The 17,854-nt window shown below is 60.1% G+C and carries 17 protein-coding genes; 9 read left to right on the top strand and 8 right to left on the bottom strand.

The features are described from left to right. Positions 1-102: 102 nt before the first annotated feature. Complete coding sequence (locus VNX23_RS00770; protein ID WP_325626983.1) at positions 103-957, bottom strand: N-acyl homoserine lactonase family protein; 855 nt, start codon at positions 955-957, stop codon at positions 103-105. 455 nt (positions 958-1,412) lie between these two features. Continuing rightward, positions 1,413-1,976 (bottom strand): hypothetical protein, encoded by a 564-nt coding sequence (locus tag VNX23_RS00765; RefSeq protein WP_325626981.1) that lies wholly within the window; start codon positions 1,974-1,976, stop codon positions 1,413-1,415. A 325-nt stretch (positions 1,977-2,301) separates the two neighbouring features. Here VNX23_RS00765 and VNX23_RS00760 point away from each other — a divergent pair, with 325 nt between their 5' ends. The 3 genes from VNX23_RS00760 (at position 2,302) to VNX23_RS00750 (ending at position 4,274) form a co-directional block, all read left to right on the top strand. Next, a complete protein-coding gene (locus tag VNX23_RS00760; protein ID WP_325626979.1) occupies positions 2,302-2,502 on the top strand; it encodes a hypothetical protein in 201 nt (66 codons plus the stop codon). A 50-nt stretch (positions 2,503-2,552) separates the two neighbouring features. Continuing rightward, positions 2,553-3,179, top strand: coding sequence for a GNAT family N-acetyltransferase (locus VNX23_RS00755; protein WP_325626977.1), 627 nt, complete (start codon positions 2,553-2,555; stop codon positions 3,177-3,179). Between the two features lie 126 nt (positions 3,180-3,305). Beyond that, positions 3,306-4,274, top strand: coding sequence for an ABC transporter substrate-binding protein (locus tag VNX23_RS00750; RefSeq protein WP_325626975.1), 969 nt, complete (start codon positions 3,306-3,308; stop codon positions 4,272-4,274). A 29-nt stretch (positions 4,275-4,303) separates the two neighbouring features. Here the strand turns inward: VNX23_RS00750 and VNX23_RS00745 are convergent, their stop codons facing one another. Together VNX23_RS00745 and VNX23_RS00740 are read right to left on the bottom strand one after the other, a co-directional pair. Further along, positions 4,304-5,092 carry a molybdate ABC transporter substrate-binding protein gene (locus tag VNX23_RS00745; RefSeq protein ID WP_414642929.1) on the bottom strand — a complete coding sequence of 263 codons (789 nt, stop codon included), beginning with the start codon at positions 5,090-5,092 and terminating at the stop codon, positions 4,304-4,306. Between the two features lie 223 nt (positions 5,093-5,315). Beyond that, complete coding sequence (locus VNX23_RS00740; RefSeq protein WP_325626970.1) at positions 5,316-6,539, bottom strand: polyhydroxyalkanoate depolymerase; 1,224 nt, start codon at positions 6,537-6,539, stop codon at positions 5,316-5,318. A gap of 220 nt (positions 6,540-6,759) precedes the next feature. Between VNX23_RS00740 and VNX23_RS00735 the strand changes: the two genes are divergently transcribed. After that, a complete protein-coding gene (locus VNX23_RS00735; RefSeq protein WP_325626969.1) occupies positions 6,760-7,413 on the top strand; it encodes a glutathione S-transferase family protein in 654 nt (217 codons plus the stop codon). A gap of 256 nt (positions 7,414-7,669) precedes the next feature. Here VNX23_RS00735 and VNX23_RS00730 read toward each other — a convergent pair whose 3' ends face one another. Continuing rightward, complete coding sequence (locus VNX23_RS00730; RefSeq protein WP_325626968.1) at positions 7,670-7,876, bottom strand: hypothetical protein; 207 nt, start codon at positions 7,874-7,876, stop codon at positions 7,670-7,672. 500 nt (positions 7,877-8,376) lie between these two features. Between VNX23_RS00730 and VNX23_RS00725 the strand changes: the two genes are divergently transcribed. After that, the gene (locus VNX23_RS00725) at positions 8,377-8,814 is read left to right on the top strand and encodes a hypothetical protein (protein WP_325626967.1); all 438 of its coding nucleotides are present in this window, start codon (positions 8,377-8,379) and stop codon (positions 8,812-8,814) included. Between the two features lie 151 nt (positions 8,815-8,965). Here VNX23_RS00725 and VNX23_RS00720 read toward each other — a convergent pair whose 3' ends face one another. Beyond that, a complete protein-coding gene (locus tag VNX23_RS00720; protein WP_325626965.1) occupies positions 8,966-10,195 on the bottom strand; it encodes an ABC transporter substrate-binding protein in 1,230 nt (409 codons plus the stop codon). A 238-nt stretch (positions 10,196-10,433) separates the two neighbouring features. Here VNX23_RS00720 and VNX23_RS00715 point away from each other — a divergent pair, with 238 nt between their 5' ends. The 4 genes from VNX23_RS00715 to VNX23_RS00700 all read left to right on the top strand — a co-directional run bounded on the left by VNX23_RS00715 (position 10,434) and on the right by VNX23_RS00700 (position 15,015). Continuing rightward, entirely contained in the window at positions 10,434-11,267 is an 834-nt protein-coding gene (locus tag VNX23_RS00715; protein ID WP_325626963.1) for an AraC family transcriptional regulator, read from the top strand. Between the two features lie 247 nt (positions 11,268-11,514). Then, positions 11,515-12,444: an SMP-30/gluconolactonase/LRE family protein gene (locus VNX23_RS00710; protein WP_325626961.1), complete on the top strand. Its 930-nt coding sequence runs from the start codon at positions 11,515-11,517 to the stop codon at positions 12,442-12,444. 133 nt (positions 12,445-12,577) lie between these two features. Further along, the gene (locus VNX23_RS00705; RefSeq protein WP_325626959.1) at positions 12,578-13,180 is read left to right on the top strand and encodes a GNAT family protein; all 603 of its coding nucleotides are present in this window, start codon (positions 12,578-12,580) and stop codon (positions 13,178-13,180) included. A gap of 215 nt (positions 13,181-13,395) precedes the next feature. Next, positions 13,396-15,015 carry a GMC family oxidoreductase gene (locus tag VNX23_RS00700; RefSeq protein ID WP_325626958.1) on the top strand — a complete coding sequence of 540 codons (1,620 nt, stop codon included), beginning with the start codon at positions 13,396-13,398 and terminating at the stop codon, positions 15,013-15,015. A 216-nt stretch (positions 15,016-15,231) separates the two neighbouring features. Here VNX23_RS00700 and VNX23_RS00695 read toward each other — a convergent pair whose 3' ends face one another. Next, a complete protein-coding gene (locus tag VNX23_RS00695; RefSeq protein ID WP_325626956.1) occupies positions 15,232-15,999 on the bottom strand; it encodes a hypothetical protein in 768 nt (255 codons plus the stop codon). 439 nt (positions 16,000-16,438) lie between these two features. Further along, the gene (locus tag VNX23_RS00690; RefSeq protein ID WP_325626954.1) at positions 16,439-17,749 is read right to left on the bottom strand and encodes an MFS transporter; all 1,311 of its coding nucleotides are present in this window, start codon (positions 17,747-17,749) and stop codon (positions 16,439-16,441) included. Between the last annotated feature and the right edge of the window lie 105 nt (positions 17,750-17,854).

Genomic DNA, 17,854 nt, shown 5'->3' with positions numbered 1-17,854 from the left:
CTCGCCCGGGCGGAGCGAGCATGCGGCGTCGCCGCGGGCGGATTTAGCCTCAAGGGTCGGCGCGGACTTTCGCGGGCGGGCAAGCCCGCGCCGGCTCAATGCTCAATCATAGAACTCCGGCGCGTGCTTGGTCGCCTTGAAGACCTCCGGATCGTGCCCGTAGAAAATCTGTGCATTGTTGGCGTCGCGAATCAGCCTGACGCGCTGGTAGCTGCGATAGGCGTCGCCCGGACTGACCGTGCCGGGAATCGGCGGGATCAGGTTCTTGTCGAGATTCTCCTTCAGGTAGACCACGTCGCTGGTCAGAATGACACTGCCCGTCTTGGGCAGTTTCACCACCATGAACTGGCTGCCGGGGGTGTGGCCGGGAGCACGCATGATGCGCGCGGTGCCGTCATCAAAGAGGTCGAGATCGCCGCTCAGGCGAATGATGTTCATCTTCTTGGTGTCGGCGAAGTCGCCCGGGATGTAATAGACGGAGAAGCCGACGTCCGGCCACCAGGCAGCCTTCAACTCGTCTTCCTGGGTAACCAGCGTGGCATTGGGAAACTGGCTGACATTGCCGCCATGATCGAGATGCAGGTGGCCCACCACCACATATTTGATGTCACTGGTCTTGAGCCCGATCTTTTCGAGCTGCGCGGGAATCGCATCATCCTTGGTCATCTTGAGACCGAACCCTTTGGCGAGAGGTCCCCACCAGCCCTCGGGATCGGTGATGGTCTTGTCGTTGTTTCCGGTATCGAAAATGACGTTGCCCTTGGGATGCTTGAGCACGTAGAAGCTCACGGGGGCCCAATCGATATTGCCTTGCCCGCCCATCTGCAGGGCCGCCTTCGGGAAGCCTCCCAGCGAACCCGACGAGAACACGTAAAGCTTTGGTCCCTCCTGTGCAGAAGCCGCAGTGCCGAGGCCGAATAGGGTAGCAAGACCCAACAAAACCCACTTGAGCGTCATGGCGATTCCTCCTGAACCTTCGTTTTACGGGCTGTCTGTGTGCAGCCACGGGCCACATCTCGGACGATCGAGATCTGGATGGGCAAGAATAGAACGCGCGTCCGCAAAAGCAAGTTGGCTCGCGACCTAAAAAGGACCCGCCCAGGGGGCGGACCTCGACTTCGATGGGCCGCTCTCAGTGTCGGGACCGCAGCTGGGATGCGCGGTTTTCCGGGGCGGAAACGGTGTTCAGGAGCGCAAAGCGGACCTCATTCGGCTGCCAGCCGATGCGGCGGTCCGTTTTTGCGATGACTTGACGGAATTTCGTCGCAAGCTCGCGGCAATAGCGTGCCAGCCCGGATAAGGCGCGCGGGAGGAATTAAAAAAAAGAGCCCCGCTTTCGGCCCGGGCTCTTTTTTCCGTGATTGAAACGCGGCGTCGGTTGCCGGTTTCCTATGGAGATATCAAGCTTCGTATCATTTGATCTCCCACGACGTGTTGTGCGGGATGTCCATCGCAAAATAATCGCCAGAACCAGCAAGCGCAGGCATGGAAATACAAGCAAACGGCTCGCTGCCGGTGATCCCCTTGTACTTTCCGGTGCCGCCGGTGATGACATGCGTGCCGCAGTCCATCTTCGGCTGTGACTTGTCGAGGTCGCGGGTATCGAAAGTCGAGAAGATCTTGTCGCCATCGCTGTCGGCCAGCACGCAGGCGCCGTCGATGTATTTCTTGTCACCGGACGCAACGTTCAGCGCCACGCAACGCGCGGACATCTTGTCCAGCATCTTCTCTCCCTTCATGTTTTGAGTGGTCCCGACCGCCTCCAGCGTGGTCGCTTTGCCGAGTTCGGCGGTGTCAATGCTCATCAACGGCCGAAAGATGAAATGCGTCACATAGGGCGTGGTCCCCTTCTTTTCAGGTTCACCCTGAACAGCCGCGGGGGCAATCGCCACAAGCAGGGCGGCGAAGGCCGTTGCCTTGGCGAGGCTCCTCGCCATGGTGGATGTAAAGATCATGCTCTGGCTAATGAACTTCATTTATTCCTCCTTGGATCAAGCGCGGCTTCCGTGAGGTGCCGCTGAGTTCAAGACGATCTATTTGCGTCGTTCAAGATTCTGCGTGCTAAAATCGAAAAAATCCGCGCCGGCACCGAACGCCAGCGCGATCATGCTCTAACGAGGCTTCGCCTTAACCGACGAAGTATGTGGGAGAGAACGAGTACGACCTTGATCGCCGGTTCATCACCGTTGGTAGCAGAACCGGACTCAGACGTGGCTGAGGAACGGTCTACACACCAGGAAGGCGCAACCGTACGACTTTGGTAGCATAGCACAACGTCCGCGGGGCCTCAGAGCGGACATCATGTCGCAACCTCAGAACGCGGCCGTCTGGTTCGGCGAACCGGCCGGTCTGATCGCCGGAATCGAGCCAGCCTCCGTCATCGTCAGGGAAATGGCGGCCGATGCGGCGAGCCCTCTTGCCGGCAAGGCGAACGTGACGTGGCGCCGCTCACCTCCTCTTCAGCCAAATTCTGTTGTGCCGGCTTCCGCCAACAGACCATAGTGAATGGTGAGGCCTGACGAGTTGAACCGGGGCCGAAGAAGCAGGAATTTGTGCACGATGTGCCGTTGCCGCTGTTCGCCGGCATTATCGTTGGTGTTTCGATCATGATGACCGGTCTTGCGGGCGCCGATGCTTTGGCGCCGGATACGACCGGAAGCATGGGAGTCCAGATGGAAATCCGCGGCTTCTCGTCTGACGATGCGACCGCTGTGCGCGAGCTATTCATCAAGGTGAACCGTCTATTGGCACCTGCGGACCTAAGGGAGGCATTCGAAATCTACATTGCTCGTTCGCTGGCCGAAGAAATTGATAAGATCTCTGACTACTGCTCGGAACGGAGGGGCGGTTTCTGGGTCGCCGTCGATGGCCGGAAGATCGTTGGCATGTTCGGGCTGGAGCCATCGAGTGACGACACGATGGAGCTGCGCCGCATGTACGTCGACCCCGATTTTCGGCGCCGAGGGATTGCCCGAACAATGTTGGATTTCGCGGAAGAAGAATGCCGACGACGCAACCGACCGAGAATGAATCTGAGCACTTCGGAACTTCAGAGAGAAGCTCTCTCATTCTATCAAAATGCAGGATATGAGCCAGTCGGCGAAGAGCTTGCCGTCGTCGCCAGCAACAAGACCCTGGGTGGCGGAATTCGTCGCTATTACTTCACAAAGGCTCTTTGACTGGCGACGTCCTGTCTCAACCCATAGCGGACCCGCCAATGGGCGGCTCGGGCCCATGCGGACATCATGTCGCAACCTCCGAGGTCGCAGCGTGCTAGTCTGATGGCCGCGTGCTCCGGAGGGCTGATGAGGCGGCGCGAATTCATCGAAACCGTCGCCGGCGCGCTGGCTTGGCCGGTGGCCGCAAATGCGCAGCAGTCGGGCAAGCTGCCCACAATAGGCTTTCTGGGCGCGGATCCTTCCGGCTTTGGTCCATGGACTGCGGCGTTTGTCGCGCGCCTGCAGGAACTTGGCTGGATCGATGGTCGCACCGTCGCGATCGAGTATCGATGGTCGCAAGGCCGCACCGAACGCTACGCTGAAATCGCGGCAGAGTTCGTCCGCCTCAAGGTGGATGTCATTGTCACGGTCGGAAGCGCCGTTCCTACAGTGAGACAGGCGACGACGACCATTCCCATCGTATTTGCGGTGGCGATCGACCCGGTCGGCAGCGGCCTTGTCGCAAGCCTGGCAAAACCGGGCGGCAACATCACCGGCCTGTCGCTGCAGGCGGCAAATCTCGCGGGCAAGCGATTGGAGCTGTTGCGCGAACTCATCCCCGAGTTTCGCCGACTGGCGATCATTTTCAATGGTGGCAACGACCAGACCGTACTGGAGATGAGCGAGACCAGGGCCGCCGCTGGCACGCTTGGCCTCGACGTCGCACTGCTCGAAATTCGGCGGATGCAGGACATTGCCTCCGCATTTGAGACGCTCAAGCCACCAGCGGAGGCCCTCTACGTCGTGGTCGACCAGCTCGTGGTCGCCAACATGCGCATTCTCACTTTCGCTCTCAGCACGCGACTTCCGATGATCTTCAGTACCCGCGATTTTGTCCGGTCCGGCGGGCTGATGTCCTACGGGCCGAACTACGTTGACCTGTTCCGGCGTGCGGCCGACTACGTCAACCGAATTCTGCACGGCGCAAAGCCGGACGACATGCCGGTCGAGCAGCCGACAAAATTTGAGCTCGTCCTCAACCTGACGACCGCGAAGGCTCTTGGACTGACGATCCCGGAGTCGTTCCTCGTGCGCGCCGACGAGTTGATCGAATAGCGCGTGCGACGCGTCCGGAAGGAGAAGCGCTAATTCGTTCCGCCCGCATTGATCGGTTCGAGGCCGCTGTTGACGATGACGTCTCGTGCGGCGGCGGAAGCGAGAAATCCGATCAGCGCGCGGCCGGCGTCGGGCTCTTTCGAAACGCTGGCGATGCCTGCGGAAAACACCGTGACTTTCTGCAACTCATCCGGCAGCGGACCCAGGATGTCGATGCCGGCAACCGGTTTCAATTCGCTGATCTGCTGAAAGCCGATTTCGGCCTCGCCGCGGGCCACGATTTCGGCGACGGGAGTTGCGGGAATCTTTTTCGCTCTGTCCTTCATCTCATCGGCGATGCCAAGCTTTTGGAACATTTCGGTCGAGACATAAACGCCGCTGGCGCTATCGGAATAGGCGACCGATCTGGCCGCGAGCAGCGTACGCTTGAGCGCGTCCGCTGACGAGATGTCCGGCTTTACCGCGCCTGCCTTCACCGCAACGCCGATCTTCGATCGCACGAGGTCGACGCGGCTGTCGGGTACCACCTTGCCTTGCTTGATCAATTCGCCAAGCGCGTAACCTACGAGGATCAGCACGTCGGCGCCTTCGCCGCGTTCCAGTCGCACGGGAATCGCATTTTGCGTGGTGCCCATTGAAGGCCCGTAAGCCGTGAGCACCTTGTGCCCGGTCGTGCGCTCGAATTCCCCCACCAGCGCGTTATAGGCGGCCGAGAGACCGCCCGAGATCATCACCCGTATTTCGGCGGCGCTAGCGGTGCCTGCGAGCCAAAGCACAGCGGCGAGGCCGAGCGCAAGCTTGCGGAAATTTTTGTGCATCGACCTCATGGAAGTTCCTCCCGGGACGGCTCTTGTCTGGCCGAGCACTACACCAATAAAGGCAGGATCGTTTGGTGCAAAGGCGAAATCTCGCGGGGTCGTCATACCGGACGGTCCGCGTGCGGACCGATCCTGAATCTCGAGTTGGCGTCTGCGAGATTCTATGATGTGCAAGTGCACATCATAGTTCGATGCTTTGCATCGCCCCGGAATGGCGGGAGTTTCACGAATTGACGTGCACGAAGTCGCGCAGGATCGGGTAGATCTCGTTGTTCCAGCGCTTGCCGCTGAACACGCCGTAATGCCCGACGCCGGCCTGCATGTGATGCACCCTGCGATAGGCGCGCACGCCGGTGCAAAGCTCTTGCGCGGCAAGCGTCTGGCCGACCGAACAGATGTCGTCCTTCTCGCCTTCGACCGTCATCAGGCCCAAGCGCTTGATCGCGGCCGGATTTACCGGCCGGCCGCGATACTTCATTTTGCCCAGCGGCAACAGATGCTGCTGGAACACGCTGCGGACGGTTTCGAGATAAAATTCCGCCGGCAGGTCCATGACCGCAAAATATTCGTCGTAAAACGTCTTGATCGTATCCGCCTTCTCCTTATCGCCCTTCGCCAAATGGTTGGCGAGGTCGATGTGCTGCCTGATGTGGCGCTCGAGGTTCATCGAGACGAAGGCGGCGAGCTGCACGAAGCCGGGATAGACCTTGCGGAACGCGCCCTTGCATTGCACCGGCACGTAATTGATCAGATTGTCCTCGAACCATTTGAGCGGCTTGCTCATGGCGAAGGTGTTGACGTTTGTCGGCTGGATGCGCGTGTCGATCGGGCCGGCCATCAGCGTCAGCGTAGCCGGTCGCGCGGGATGATTGTCCTCCGACATGATCGCAGCCGCAACCAGCGCCGATACCGACGGCTGGCAGATCGCCACCAGATGCGCGCGGGGGCCGAGTTTGTCGAGAAACGTGATCAGATGCTCGGTGTAGTCGTCGAGGCCGAACCCGCCGTGACGCAAGGGGATATCGCGCGGGTTATGCCAGTCGGTGATGTAGACGTCGTGGTCCTGCAGCAGCGTCTGCACGGTGCCGCGCAACAGGGTGGCGAAGTGGCCGGACATCGGCGCCACGAGCAACAGCCGCGGCTGTTCCGGCGCATTGTCCTTCCTGAAATGCAGGAGCGAGCCGAAAGGCGTGGCGAAACTGACTTCCTCGGTCACCCCCAGTTCGCGGTTGCCCACCAGCACCTTGTCGATGCCGTAGGCCGGGCGCGTATAGGTGAGCGAGGTGCGCGAGATCAGCTCCAGCGCCGCGGCAAGCCGCGTGAACAGTCTGTCGGATGCACCCTGCGGCGCGAGGTTGAGATATCTCAGCGCTTGCGCGGCGCCTGTCCGCCACGGCGCCATCAGATCAACCTGGTTCTGATAGGCCTGATACCACATCGACATCATCGGCCGCCCCCGCCCGAATCGTCATGCAATATCGAAGCCAGGGCGAAGTCAAACAGCCCAGGAAACTGGCACGTTGCTTGCTGTTGAAAACTGCGGGAGCTGTGAAGCGGGAAATAAACAGGCGGTAGCGAGGGCTGGAAGCCCAGAAATTGGGCAACTCGCCGCATCGTATCCGGAGAACCGGGCCGAAGTCGACGTTGATGGGTTCAGGGGAGGGCAAATGGCGAAGGCGACACTGACCATCAGCAGCAAGAACTATTCCTCCTGGTCGTTGCGCGGCTGGCTATTGGCGAGGTTTTCGGGGCTTGAGTTCGAGGAGATCGTCACTGCGCCAGATGACCCGGCGGCGCGGGCCGAAATCCTGTTGCTGTCACCGACAATCCTGGTGCCGTGCCTGCTTCATGAGGGCGCGACCGTGTGGGATACGCTGGCGATAGCCGAATACCTCAACGAGGTGATGCCGGACGCTGGTCTGTTGCCTCGGGATCGCATCCAGCGCGCGCATTGCCGCTCGATCTGCGGCGAAATTCATTCCGGCTTCACGACACTGCGCGCCTCGCTTCCGGTGAACCTGAAGGGGCATTTCCCGGGCTTCAAGATCTGGTCGCGCGCGCAGGCCGACATCGATCGGGTCTGCACGATCTGGCGCGAGTGCCTGGAAAAATCCGACGGGCCGTTTCTGTTCGGCGAACGCTCGATGGCGGATGCGATGTATGCGCCGGTCGTGACCCGCTTTGTGACCTATGACGTGAAACTGGAGCCGCGGCTGAGGCAATATGCCGATCTGATCATGCGCCTGCCGGAAATGCGGGAGTGGATCGAAGCCGCGAAGGCCGAGCCTGCCGACATCGAAGAGCTTGAGGTGGAATATTAAGGCTCGCCAAGGTCGGGCCGCTTCGGATCGATCGTGGGCATTAACGCTTTGCGGGATGCTGCCGGCCGGGCGAGCGCGCGATCGGTCTCGATCTGGTACGCCGCGCCACGGTGACGGCGACATCTAGCCGTGAACATCGGCGTACGCGGCCGGTCGGCTGATTCGGGCGCGATTCATTCCGCGCACGTTCCCAATCTTAACGCGGCGGCCGATCCGCGTCGCATTTTGGTACAAGGCGAACGCGACCGCCCTTCATTCAGGAACGTTGCAGGCGCCAGCCGACCACGGTCGCCTCCACCCTGCGGCCGGACTCGCAATTGTGCCAGGCGCCGTCGACAAAGCGACAGGCGAATGGCAATTGATACGTGCCGCTACGGTCCTCGCATAGAACCTGAACCGGCAGGTCCGCCGGTGGCTCTCCCTCGCCATCGAATTGAGCCAGCCGCTTTTCGCGCGTCGTCATCTTTGCTGTTCCCGCCGCTTGCGCCTCTCGCACGGGGCGAGCCTGGATTGAACCCGAAAATGTTCCCCAAAAGCTCTCCGCGCGAATAAGGTTTCAATGTGGTATCCTCGAAATCTCGCCAGTGTCCTGATCCCGAAGTTCGTATCATTTTGCGGCGATCTTGTTGGCGAACTTCGGAATCGAAAGGACACCAGCAAATCCGTGATTCCAGTGTGGCTTTTGGTTCAGAAGTCCGCATGACGAACTCGCGGCAATAATGATGCGGACTTTTGAACCGCCACACCAGGCCGGTGATCCGTTTCTGACATTGCCTCCCATTGCAGCGGACGCATTCTTGCAAATGTTCCGAATCAAAAGACCGCCAGCAAATTCAGGATCGTAGTGGACCAGGAATTTGGCGTTCGCTTGCAACGCAAGTGGGTAGGTGGGGAGCGAATGGCAAATTTGCCCCACAGGCTCGCAACAATTTGACCGCGGCGAACATCGGGAGAGGATTTCTCATGATCGACCGGATCGTTCTTGTCCTGGCGTCCCGGGTTTTGGCGTCCCTGGTTTCGGCGAGTTGCGTTTTGGCGTTTTGTGTTTTGATCCCGTCCGTCTCCCCGGCTCAGGACGTTCCCGGAATCGAAATCTGCACCGCCGAGAAGTCGATGGAGCGGCGCACAAGCTGCCTGCAGAGCAACATCTATTTCCTTCAGACGACGATCAAAAAGCTTTCCCTCGAGCATGAGCAGAAGATCGATGTGGCGAAGGCTCAGATCGAGGCTTTGAAAGCCACCGTGGTTTCGCTGCAGAAGATTGTCAACGATCTCCAGGCCTCGCAAAAAAAGACGGCGGAGGATGGGAACAAGGCCCCGCCGGCGGCCAAGGAGACGCCGCCAGCCAAAGACGCGCCGGCGGCTGCGGCTGCGCCGGCTTCGAAGGAAGGCGCGAAGTAGTCTTAAATCATGATGCGGTTAAGTGGAACCGCATCATGATCTCATCTCTTTGTTTGAGCATGATCTCCGCGCAAACGCGTTCCGCGTTTGTCGCGAGGGAAAACCGGTTTCCACTTTGCGCTAACGCGGCCCTTCGGGTCCGGATCATGCTTTAGCTGTTCTTCTCGCCGCTCATGACGGGTCCGAACAATTCCCAGCTCTCGCCCTTGAACCGCATCATCTGAAGCTGCTCGATCGGGGCGAAATCAGTCGGGCTGGTCTTGATCCTGGTGCCCGGCAGGTAGACACCGATCTCGAAATCCAGGCTCGCCGCCTGTTTCATGATGTTGTCGCGGGTGAGATTGTCGCCGCACTGCCGCAACACCTGTTCGAGCCCTTTCGCTACGCCGTAGCCGAACACGGTCGCGGCGTCAGCCTGGTCGCCTTCGGGATACCACTTGGTCATGAAGGCGCGCCATTCGTTCATGGCCGGATCGTTCTTCCACTGCGGATCCTTGGGGTCCTTCAAGTAAGCCGCGCTGAGAATGCCCTGCTCGTTCTCGAAGCCGGCCGGCTTCATCACACTGCCGACGGACACCGATACGTTGGTCAGGAACTGCACGGGATGCCACGAAAGTTCCGCGACTTTCCTGATCGCCTGGGCGGCGAATTTCGGGGTTGAAACATTGATGAGGATGTCCGGGTTGGCGCCCCTGATCTGCACGACCTGCGAATCCACCGTCGGAGCCGTCGTCTCGTAGGAGGACTCGATGATGATCAGCTTGTCGGCCTGCGGGCCGAGCGCTTCGTGCAGACCGGTCAGATAGTCCTTTCCGAAATCGTCGTTCTGATAAAGGACGCCGATGGTCTTGCCTGGGTAGTTCTTGAGGATGTAGGCGCCATAGATGCGCGCCTCGACCTGATAGCTGGGCTGCCAGCCCATGGTCCACGGAAAGTGCTTCGGGTCGTCCCACTTGGCCGCGCCGCTGGCGACAAAGAGCTGCGGCACCTTCTTGCCGTTCATGTATTTTTGAATCGCGCTGTTGCTCGGCGTGCCCAGCGAATTGAAGATCAAAAGCACCTCATCGGATTCGACGAGCTTGCGTGCCTGCTCCACCGCCTTCGGCGGGCTGTAGCCATCGTCGTAGGAGATGAAGTTGATCTTGCGCCCGTTGATCCCGCCTTCGGCATTGAGCTTGTTGAAATAGGCAGCTTCGGTCTTGCCGATCGTGGCATAGGCCGACGCGGGCCCCGAATAGGGCATGATATTGCCGATCTTGATTTCGGTGTCGGTGGCGCCGGGATCGTATCTCTTCTGCGCGGTCGCGGAACTTGCGATCAAAAGGCAAAGAAATGCGGCAATCGCCGTCGATTGGCCGAGACTAAGGGGCGAAATTGGCATCTTCGTCCTCCCTGGTATTTTTCAGTCCAACGGGCATTCGCCGTCGTTCGGCTTCGAGTATGCACCAATACGAGACTGGTGCCATGATGCCTTCGTTGGGTTTTCGTTTAGCCGGATTTTCCGCATTGCGGAATGCAAGCATGAGTTCCAATCCGAGCCGCACGCCGCAAGGACTGTCAAGCACGCCGCGAGCCGGACGAGTACGATAGGTGCGCTTCCAACGAGGCTTGAACGATCCATGAATCCTGCCGAGAAGGCGCTTTGGTTCATCGAAAGCCATTTGGGGCGCGAATTGACCCTCGACGAGATCGCGGGCATCGCCGGAATCTCGCGCTTTCACATGGTCCGCTCGTTTGCCGCCGCGACCGGCCTGTCGGTCATGCGTTACGTGCGCGCCCGCCGCCTGTCCGAGGCAGCCCGTGCGCTTGCGGGCGGCGCGCCGGATATTCTCACATTGGCGCTGGATGCGGATTACGGCTCGCACGAAGCATTCACCCGCGCCTTCCGCGATCATTTCGGTGTCACGCCCGAGGCGGTCCGCAGCCTCGCGCGCACCGATTCCCTTGCACTTCAGGAGCCGATCCAGATGAACTCAACATGCATGGACAATCTTGCCGCGCCGCGTTTCGAAATTTCCAGGCCGCTGCTCATCGCCGGCATCTCAGAGCGCTACAACCACGAAAACGGCGCCGGCATCCCCAACCAGTGGCAGCGCTTCCACCAAAGGGTTGCGGATGTTCCCGGCCGGGTCGGGAAGGTGGCCTACGGCGTCTGCACCAACGGCGACGATGCCGGCAATTTCGACTACATCGCCGGCGTGGAAGTCTCCGACTTCTCCGATTTGCCGCGCGAATTCGCCTCGGTACGGATCGGCGAGCAGCGCTACGCCGTGTTCACCCACCGCGACCACGTCTCGACCATTCGCCGCACCATCAACACGATCTGGAACAGTTGGCTGCCGGCTTCAAACCTCAAGGCTGCCGACGCGCCCACCTTCGAGCGTTATGACGAGAAGTTCGATCCGCTCACCGGCAATGGCGGATTTGAGATTTGGGTGCCGGTGCGTACCTAGTGCAAAACCGCACTGGAAAACATCAGGTTACTAGTGCTCCTTTTGATTCCGAACTTCGCATCGGTGGTCGCCGCGAATGTTTGCGGACTTCGGAATCGGAGCACTGGATGGACGCAGGCCAGACCTGCGCCGTGAGTACCCCGGGGATTGCTTGCAAGCCAGGGCGACTTTGCCATAACTTTGCGTGAGCGAAAGCGATCACGCCTGGTGCAAAATCGCCTCTCGCCCAGGAAAATCCGGGGGATTCATGCCTGATGTTCGTGTGCTCGCGACCGGCCTGGAATTTCCGGAAGGGCCGGTGGTGATGCCGGATGGCTCGGTAGTGCTGGTCGAAATCCGCGGACGACGGTTGACCCGGGTTTGGCCGGACGGGCGCAAGGAAGTGGTCGCAAAAATCGAAGGCGGCCCCAACGGTGCGGCGATCGGGCCCGACGGCAAATGCTACGTCTGCAACAATGGCGGCTTTTCATGGATTCCCACGCGCGGCATGCTGATGCCCGGCGCGCCGGCGCCGCACGAATATATCGGCGGCTCGATCCAGCGCGTCGATCTTGCAACCGGCAAGGTCGAAACCCTGTTTGAAAAATGCGGCGAGCATCCGCTGAAGGGGCCGAACGATCTGGTGTTCGACCGGCACGGCGGTCTGTGGTTCTCCGATCTCGGCAAGCGGAGAGCCCGCGACATGGATGTCGGCGCCTTCTATTACATCAAGCCCGGCATGAAGGAGATCGTCGAAGGCTCGTTCGGCATGCTCCCGGCGAACGGCATCGGCCTGTCGCCGGACGAAAGCACGGTCTATATCGCAGAAACGCCGACGGCGCGGCTGTGGGCTTACGATCTTGCCGCGCCGGGCGAGGTCAGACCGCGCGACGTGATCTATCGCGGCGAACGCGGCAAGCCGATCGCGGGGCTTGGCGGCTATCAGATGTTCGATTCGCTTGCCGTGGAGGCCGGCGGCAATATCTGCGTCGCGACCCTGATCTCCGGCTGCATCACCGTGATCGCGCCCGACGGCACCATCGTCGAACAGGTCGCAACCGGCGATCGCGTCACCACCAATATCGCGTTTGGCGGAAGCGAGCTGAAGACCGCCTATATCACGCTGTCCGGCAAGGGCGAACTCATCGCGATGGACTGGCATCGACCCGGCCTGCCGCTGAATTTTTTGAACAAGTGACGGCGAACCCGTCATTCCGGGGCGATGCGCAGCATCGAGCTATGATGTGCACTTGCACATCAAAGAATCTCGAGATTCCGGGTCTGGTCCTTCGGACCATCCCGGAATGACGGGGTCTCAATTGGGAGGAATCATGCCTTGGCTTGAACCGGTGATACTGAAGGGTGCGCATGCGCGGCTTGAGCCGTTATCGCACCAGCACCTCGACGGCCTGACGGAGGCGGTAAAAGACGGCGAACTGTGGAAGCTCTGGTACACCTTGATCCCGCGGCCCGAAGACATGGGCAAGGAGATCGAGCGAAGACTGTCCTTGCAGGCGGCCGGCTCGATGCTGCCGTTCACCGTGTTCGACGCCGCAGACAAGATCGCGGGCATGACGACCTATATGAACGTGGATGCCGCGAACCGCCGCGTCGAGATCGGATCGACCTGGCATGCCAAGAGCGTGCAGCGCAGCGCGCTCAATACCCAGTGTAAACTGCTGCTGCTCGCGCATGCTTTCGACAAGCTCGGTTGCATCGCGGTCGAGTTCCGCACGCATTTTTTCAATCAGCAGTCCAGGCGCGGCATCGAACGTCTCGGCGCCAAGCTCGACGGTATTTTGCGCAACCACCAGGTCGCGACCAACGGAACGTTGCGCGATACCGTGGTCTACAGCATCATCGCTTCCGAATGGCCGACGGTCCGGGCCCATTTGACGTATCAATTGAACGAGAAGCCGCGGCAAAAATCGTGAGATTGAAACATGTTTTTCGGCGAACTCGCCTTCACCCTCACCTGGAGGGGGAAGGTCGCGAGCATCGCGCGAAGCGGGATGCGAGACGGGGTGGGGTGAGATCCTCGGAGAAAATGTCACCCCACCCCGATTGCTCATTATCATTCGCAATCGACCCTCCCCCTCCAGGGGAGGGTGGGGCACGGGCGCGCCTGGCGCGCTAAAAGAAGAACAGCATGGATACTTTCGATTATGTAATTATTGGCGCAGGCTCTGCCGGCTGCGTATTGGCCAACCGGCTCAGCGAAGATCCTTCGGTGAGCATCTGCGTGCTGGAAGCGGGCCCGCGCGATTGGCATCCCTACATTCATCTGCCCGCCGGCTTCATCAAGACCTTCCATATGCGCAGCGTCAACTGGGCGTATCAGCAGGAAGTGGGCCCCTGGACGGGTGGCCGCAGCATCTACGCGCCGCGCGGCAAGACGCTCGGCGGCTCGTCCTCGATCAACGGCCACATCTTCAATCGCGGCCAGCGTCTGGATTTCGATACCTGGGCACAGCTCGGCAATCGCGGCTGGAGCTATTCGGACGTGCTGCCCTATTTCAAACGACTGGAGCGCCGCATCGGCGAGGGCGATGACGAATATCGCGGGCGCGAGGGCAGTCTCACCGTCACCACCATGGACTGGAAGGATCCGCTGTGCGAGGCCTTCATGGCGGGCGCCATCAGCCTCGGCATCCCGCGCAATCCCGATTACAACGGCGCAATCCAGGAAGGCGTCTCTTACGCCCAGCGCACGATCCAGAACGGCTTGCGCGTCAGCGCAGCAAAGGCTTTCCTGCATCCCGCGCGCAAGCGCGGCAATGTCCATGTTCGTACGCATGCGCACGCCACGCAAATCATCCTTGAAGGCAAGCGCGCGGTCGGCGTGCGCTACATCAAGGGCGGCAGGGGCGGCACGCCGGTGGAGGTTCGCGCCAGCAAGGAAGTGATCCTCTCGGGCGGCAGCTACAATTCGCCGCAACTGTTGCAGCTTTCGGGGATCGGTTCGCCGGAGTTGCTACGCTCGCACGGCATCGAGGTGCGCCACGCGCTGCCGGGCGTCGGCGAGGGGCTGCAGGATCACTACGCGCCGCGCACGGTGGCGCGGGTCAAGAACATCAAGACCATCAACCAGCTGCGGCAAGGCTGGCATCTCTGGGTCGAGGCGCTCAAATGGGCGACGACCCGGCGCGGCCTGCTCTCGCTGTCGCCGACCATGGTCTACTGCTTCTGGCATTCCGGCGAGACCACCGAAAGCTCGGACCTGCAAATGACCTTCACGCCCGCCAGCTACAAGGAAGGCGTCCAGGGTCAGCTCGAAGACGAACCCGGCATGACGGTCGCCTCCTGGCAGCAGCGCCCCGAGAGCCGCGGCTATGTCCGGGTCCGCTCGGCCGATCCGTTCGAGCCGCCGATCATCCAGACCAATTACCTCGTCGCCGAACTCGACCGCCGCGTCGTGGTCGCGGGCATGAAGCTGGCGCGGCGGCTTCTGAAGTCCGCACCGCTCGCGCCGTATTATGACCACGAGGACTTTCCCGGGCCCAATGTGCAGAGCGACGATGAATTCCTCGATGCGGCGACCAGGCGCGGCACCACGACATTCCATCCCGGCTGCACCTGCCGGATGGGCCCGGCCGATTCCATCTGGGCGGTGGTCGACGATCAGCTTCGCGTCCATGGGATGCAAGGCCTGCGCGTGATCGATGCTTCGATCATGCCGCGAATGATCTCGGCGAACCTCAACGCCTCCACGCTGATGATCGCCGACAGGGCAAGTGATCTGATCCGCGGCAAGAGCCTGTCATCGTGACCGGCGGTCGGGTCGATCGCCGGCTATGATGGCGGCTTTAAGAGCCATGGACACTGACCACGTCTGTTTATCGGGGTAGACCGGAAGCGGTCGACCGACTGCCGAAACGGCGCAAATGACCCGAAGGCGACATTCGGTTCCCGGCTTACAAGCAAGACTTGCTGCAATCGCGCTGTCGGTGTTCGCCACGAAAAATCCACTGCGAGGCGTGCGGCCTTATCGCGGCAGATCGTATCCTTCCGCGAAAAGTGAAGCGCACGCATCAATTTGTGACAACAGCGTCCTTCGTGCGGAGAACAGCGCATCCGGATCGGCAGCGGTCTGGCGGCACTCAAGCGCGCGTGCGATCAAGCCGACGGTGAGCCGCGCCGGAGGTCTTTCGTTCACAAACGCCACAGCGTCATCGTTCGAGGCCATGAGCCCAGTCATCCAACTGTAGCAAAAACGCCCAGGATAGAGCAGCGTCCGCAGATATGCTTTGCGATCTTTCGGCTCAAGCCTTTCGGCTGCCGCGAAGTTCCGTGCACCATCCGCCCAGTTCGCAAACGGTGCGCCGCGCAGGTATTGTCGAATATCTTCCAGCGTGGGCCGCGGCGGCTTAATGCACTCGCGCTCCATCAGCACGACCGCGTGATCGAGATAATCGATGCGATCCAGCGGCGGAAATCGACCGAGAGAAAAGTGACGATTGGTCCAGAACACCGAAACCTTGGATCCCCAGTCTACAGACAGCTCGAAGGCCTCGCTTCGCAAGCGATCGAGCGCTTGTGGAGACAGTCCCGCCGCCGTGACGAGCGCGATATCGAGGTCGCTATAGCGCAAGTTGAACCCCCCATGGGCTGCACTGCCAATGGCGTAAGCGCCGAGTAACTCAGTCCCAAGTGCCTCCTGCCAGTGCCGGACAAGACGGCGAGCAAAATCTATCGCCGCGGCTCTCGCAAGTTCATTGGGTCCGACCTGCGTGACCGAAGATAATGGCGGCACTTATTTGTCCTCCGGCCATTAGTTAGAGATAGCTTAACATCTGAGCCCCTCAAGTGCTGTGAATTTGAAGTTCCTATCAGTTTTGCTGCAACCTCGTCGTAGGAACTTCAAATTCAAAAACCGCACTAGAAGACATTAGGTTACTAGTGCTCCCTATGATTCCGAAGTTCGCATCGGTGGTCGCCGCGAATGTTTGCGAACTTCGGAATCGGAGCACTAGAAGCTTTGCCGACGGTCCCCAGTGCCGGAGTAAAAATATCGAGCCTAGTGCGGTGAATTTGAAGTTCCTATCAGTTTTCACAGAACCTCCTTCATAGGAACTTCAAATGCAAAACCGCACTAGAATCATGAGTTTGCTAGTGCTCTTTCGATTCCGAAGTTCGTACAGGAGTGAGCCGCGTAGGCTTACGAACTTCGGAATCGGAGCACTAGTTGTTCGTCAACGCAATGCTTTGCCGGCCGTTTCAGGCGCTGCCATCGTGGCGATGAAGGTGATGAAGGCGACCACGATCAGGTAGATCGAGATCGGCCAGGAGGCGCCTCCGGTCCATGCCATGAAGGTCGCCGCTGCAAACGGGGTGAGACCCCCTATGGCCGCGCCGACTTGGAAGCCAAGCGAGGCGCCGCTGTAGCGCAGCCGCGCCGCGAACAGTTCCGAATACCAAGGCGCGCCGACGGAGAACCCCACCATCTGCCCGAAGCTGATAGCCGCGACGACCGTGAGCGTAATGGTCAGCGGATCCCTGGTATCGAGCAGCCAGAACAGCGGGAAGGCGAAGGCCATCGCGAACAGACAACTCGAATAGAACATCGTCTTGCGGCCTATCCTGTCGGAAAGCCAGCCGAAAACCGGGATTATCAAGAGTGCCACGGCGGCAGAAACAAGAATGGCATTGATGATCACGCTCCGCGGCATGGCGAGATGGCCGGTGACATAACTGATGGAAAAAACGCCGACGATAATCGCGTAGCTGACCTCCGAAAGCTTCAGTCCGACGGCCGTGAAAAACGAGCGACGATGCCGGGTCAGGATTTCGACCAGCGGCAGTTTGGCCACCTCGTTCTTGGCTTCGATCTCTCGGAAGACGGGTGTCTCTTCGAGTTGCAGGCGGATGTAAAGGCCGACGCCCACCAGAACGATGCTGATGAGGAACGGAATGCGCCAAGCCCAGGCGAGAAAATCTGAATCGGGCACCTGCGAGAGCGCCGCAAATATGCCGATTGCGGCGAGATTCCCGATCGGCCAACCAACCTGAACCATCGACCCGAGAAGTCCGCGGTTTCGGGCTGGCGCATTCTCGACGACCATCAGCACAGCTCCACCCCATTCGCCGCCAAGGCCTATTCCCTGAAGCAGGCGCAGAAAGACAAGCAGGACAGGTGCGGCGATGCCGATCTGGTCGTAAGTGGGAAGGAGGCCGATCAGAAACGTACCAAGCCCCATGATGATAATGGTCATCGCCAGCATCGCCTTGCGGCCGACCCGGTCGCCAAAATGTCCAAAGATAGCGGCGCCCAAAGGCCGGGCCAGAAAGCCGACGGCGTAGGTGCCGAAAGCGGCAATGATACCCAGTGCCGGATCGGACATTGGAAAAAACAGCTTGTTGAAGACGAGAGCGGTTGCCGTGCCGTAGACCAGAAAGTCGTACCACTCGACCGCCGTGCCGATGACACTTGACACAACGACGCGCTTTATTTCGGTCGTGTTGCTCGTCGATTCAGTAAATGAAACGTGTTCCGCGATGCTCATAATGTAGCCCTCCCCTCGCTGCGCCACGATGCAGGTAGCCACGAATATGATGCCAGGACGCTCGGTGTGCTTTGAGGCCGCCTTTAGGCGGCATTCATTTGCATT

Source organism: Bradyrhizobium sp. (genome assembly GCF_035570375.1).
Lineage (GTDB): Bacteria > Pseudomonadota > Alphaproteobacteria > Rhizobiales > Xanthobacteraceae > Bradyrhizobium.
Note: the sequence above shows the minus strand (reverse complement) of the source record. Positions and strands in the feature narration are given on the sequence as shown.

What these genes read in the sequence shown, in the direction of transcription:
- VNX23_RS00770 (WP_325626983.1), bottom strand. Translation starts at nt 957, where the DNA reads ATGACGCTCAAGTGGGTTTTGTTGGGTCTTGCTACCCTATTCGGCCTC.
- VNX23_RS00765 (WP_325626981.1), bottom strand. Translation starts at nt 1,976, where the DNA reads ATGAAGTTCATTAGCCAGAGCATGATCTTTACATCCACCATGGCGAGG.
- VNX23_RS00760 (WP_325626979.1), top strand. Translation starts at nt 2,302, where the DNA reads ATGTCGCAACCTCAGAACGCGGCCGTCTGGTTCGGCGAACCGGCCGGT.
- VNX23_RS00750 (WP_325626975.1), top strand. Translation starts at nt 3,306, where the DNA reads ATGAGGCGGCGCGAATTCATCGAAACCGTCGCCGGCGCGCTGGCTTGG.
- VNX23_RS00745 (WP_414642929.1), bottom strand. Translation starts at nt 5,092, where the DNA reads ATGCACAAAAATTTCCGCAAGCTTGCGCTCGGCCTCGCCGCTGTGCTT.
- VNX23_RS00740 (WP_325626970.1), bottom strand. Translation starts at nt 6,539, where the DNA reads ATGATGTCGATGTGGTATCAGGCCTATCAGAACCAGGTTGATCTGATG.
- VNX23_RS00735 (WP_325626969.1), top strand. Translation starts at nt 6,760, where the DNA reads ATGGCGAAGGCGACACTGACCATCAGCAGCAAGAACTATTCCTCCTGG.
- VNX23_RS00730 (WP_325626968.1), bottom strand. Translation starts at nt 7,876, where the DNA reads ATGACGACGCGCGAAAAGCGGCTGGCTCAATTCGATGGCGAGGGAGAG.
- VNX23_RS00725 (WP_325626967.1), top strand. Translation starts at nt 8,377, where the DNA reads ATGATCGACCGGATCGTTCTTGTCCTGGCGTCCCGGGTTTTGGCGTCC.
- VNX23_RS00720 (WP_325626965.1), bottom strand. Translation starts at nt 10,195, where the DNA reads ATGCCAATTTCGCCCCTTAGTCTCGGCCAATCGACGGCGATTGCCGCA.
- VNX23_RS00715 (WP_325626963.1), top strand. Translation starts at nt 10,434, where the DNA reads ATGAATCCTGCCGAGAAGGCGCTTTGGTTCATCGAAAGCCATTTGGGG.
- VNX23_RS00710 (WP_325626961.1), top strand. Translation starts at nt 11,515, where the DNA reads ATGCCTGATGTTCGTGTGCTCGCGACCGGCCTGGAATTTCCGGAAGGG.
- VNX23_RS00705 (WP_325626959.1), top strand. Translation starts at nt 12,578, where the DNA reads ATGCCTTGGCTTGAACCGGTGATACTGAAGGGTGCGCATGCGCGGCTT.
- VNX23_RS00700 (WP_325626958.1), top strand. Translation starts at nt 13,396, where the DNA reads ATGGATACTTTCGATTATGTAATTATTGGCGCAGGCTCTGCCGGCTGC.
- VNX23_RS00690 (WP_325626954.1), bottom strand. Translation starts at nt 17,749, where the DNA reads ATGAGCATCGCGGAACACGTTTCATTTACTGAATCGACGAGCAACACG.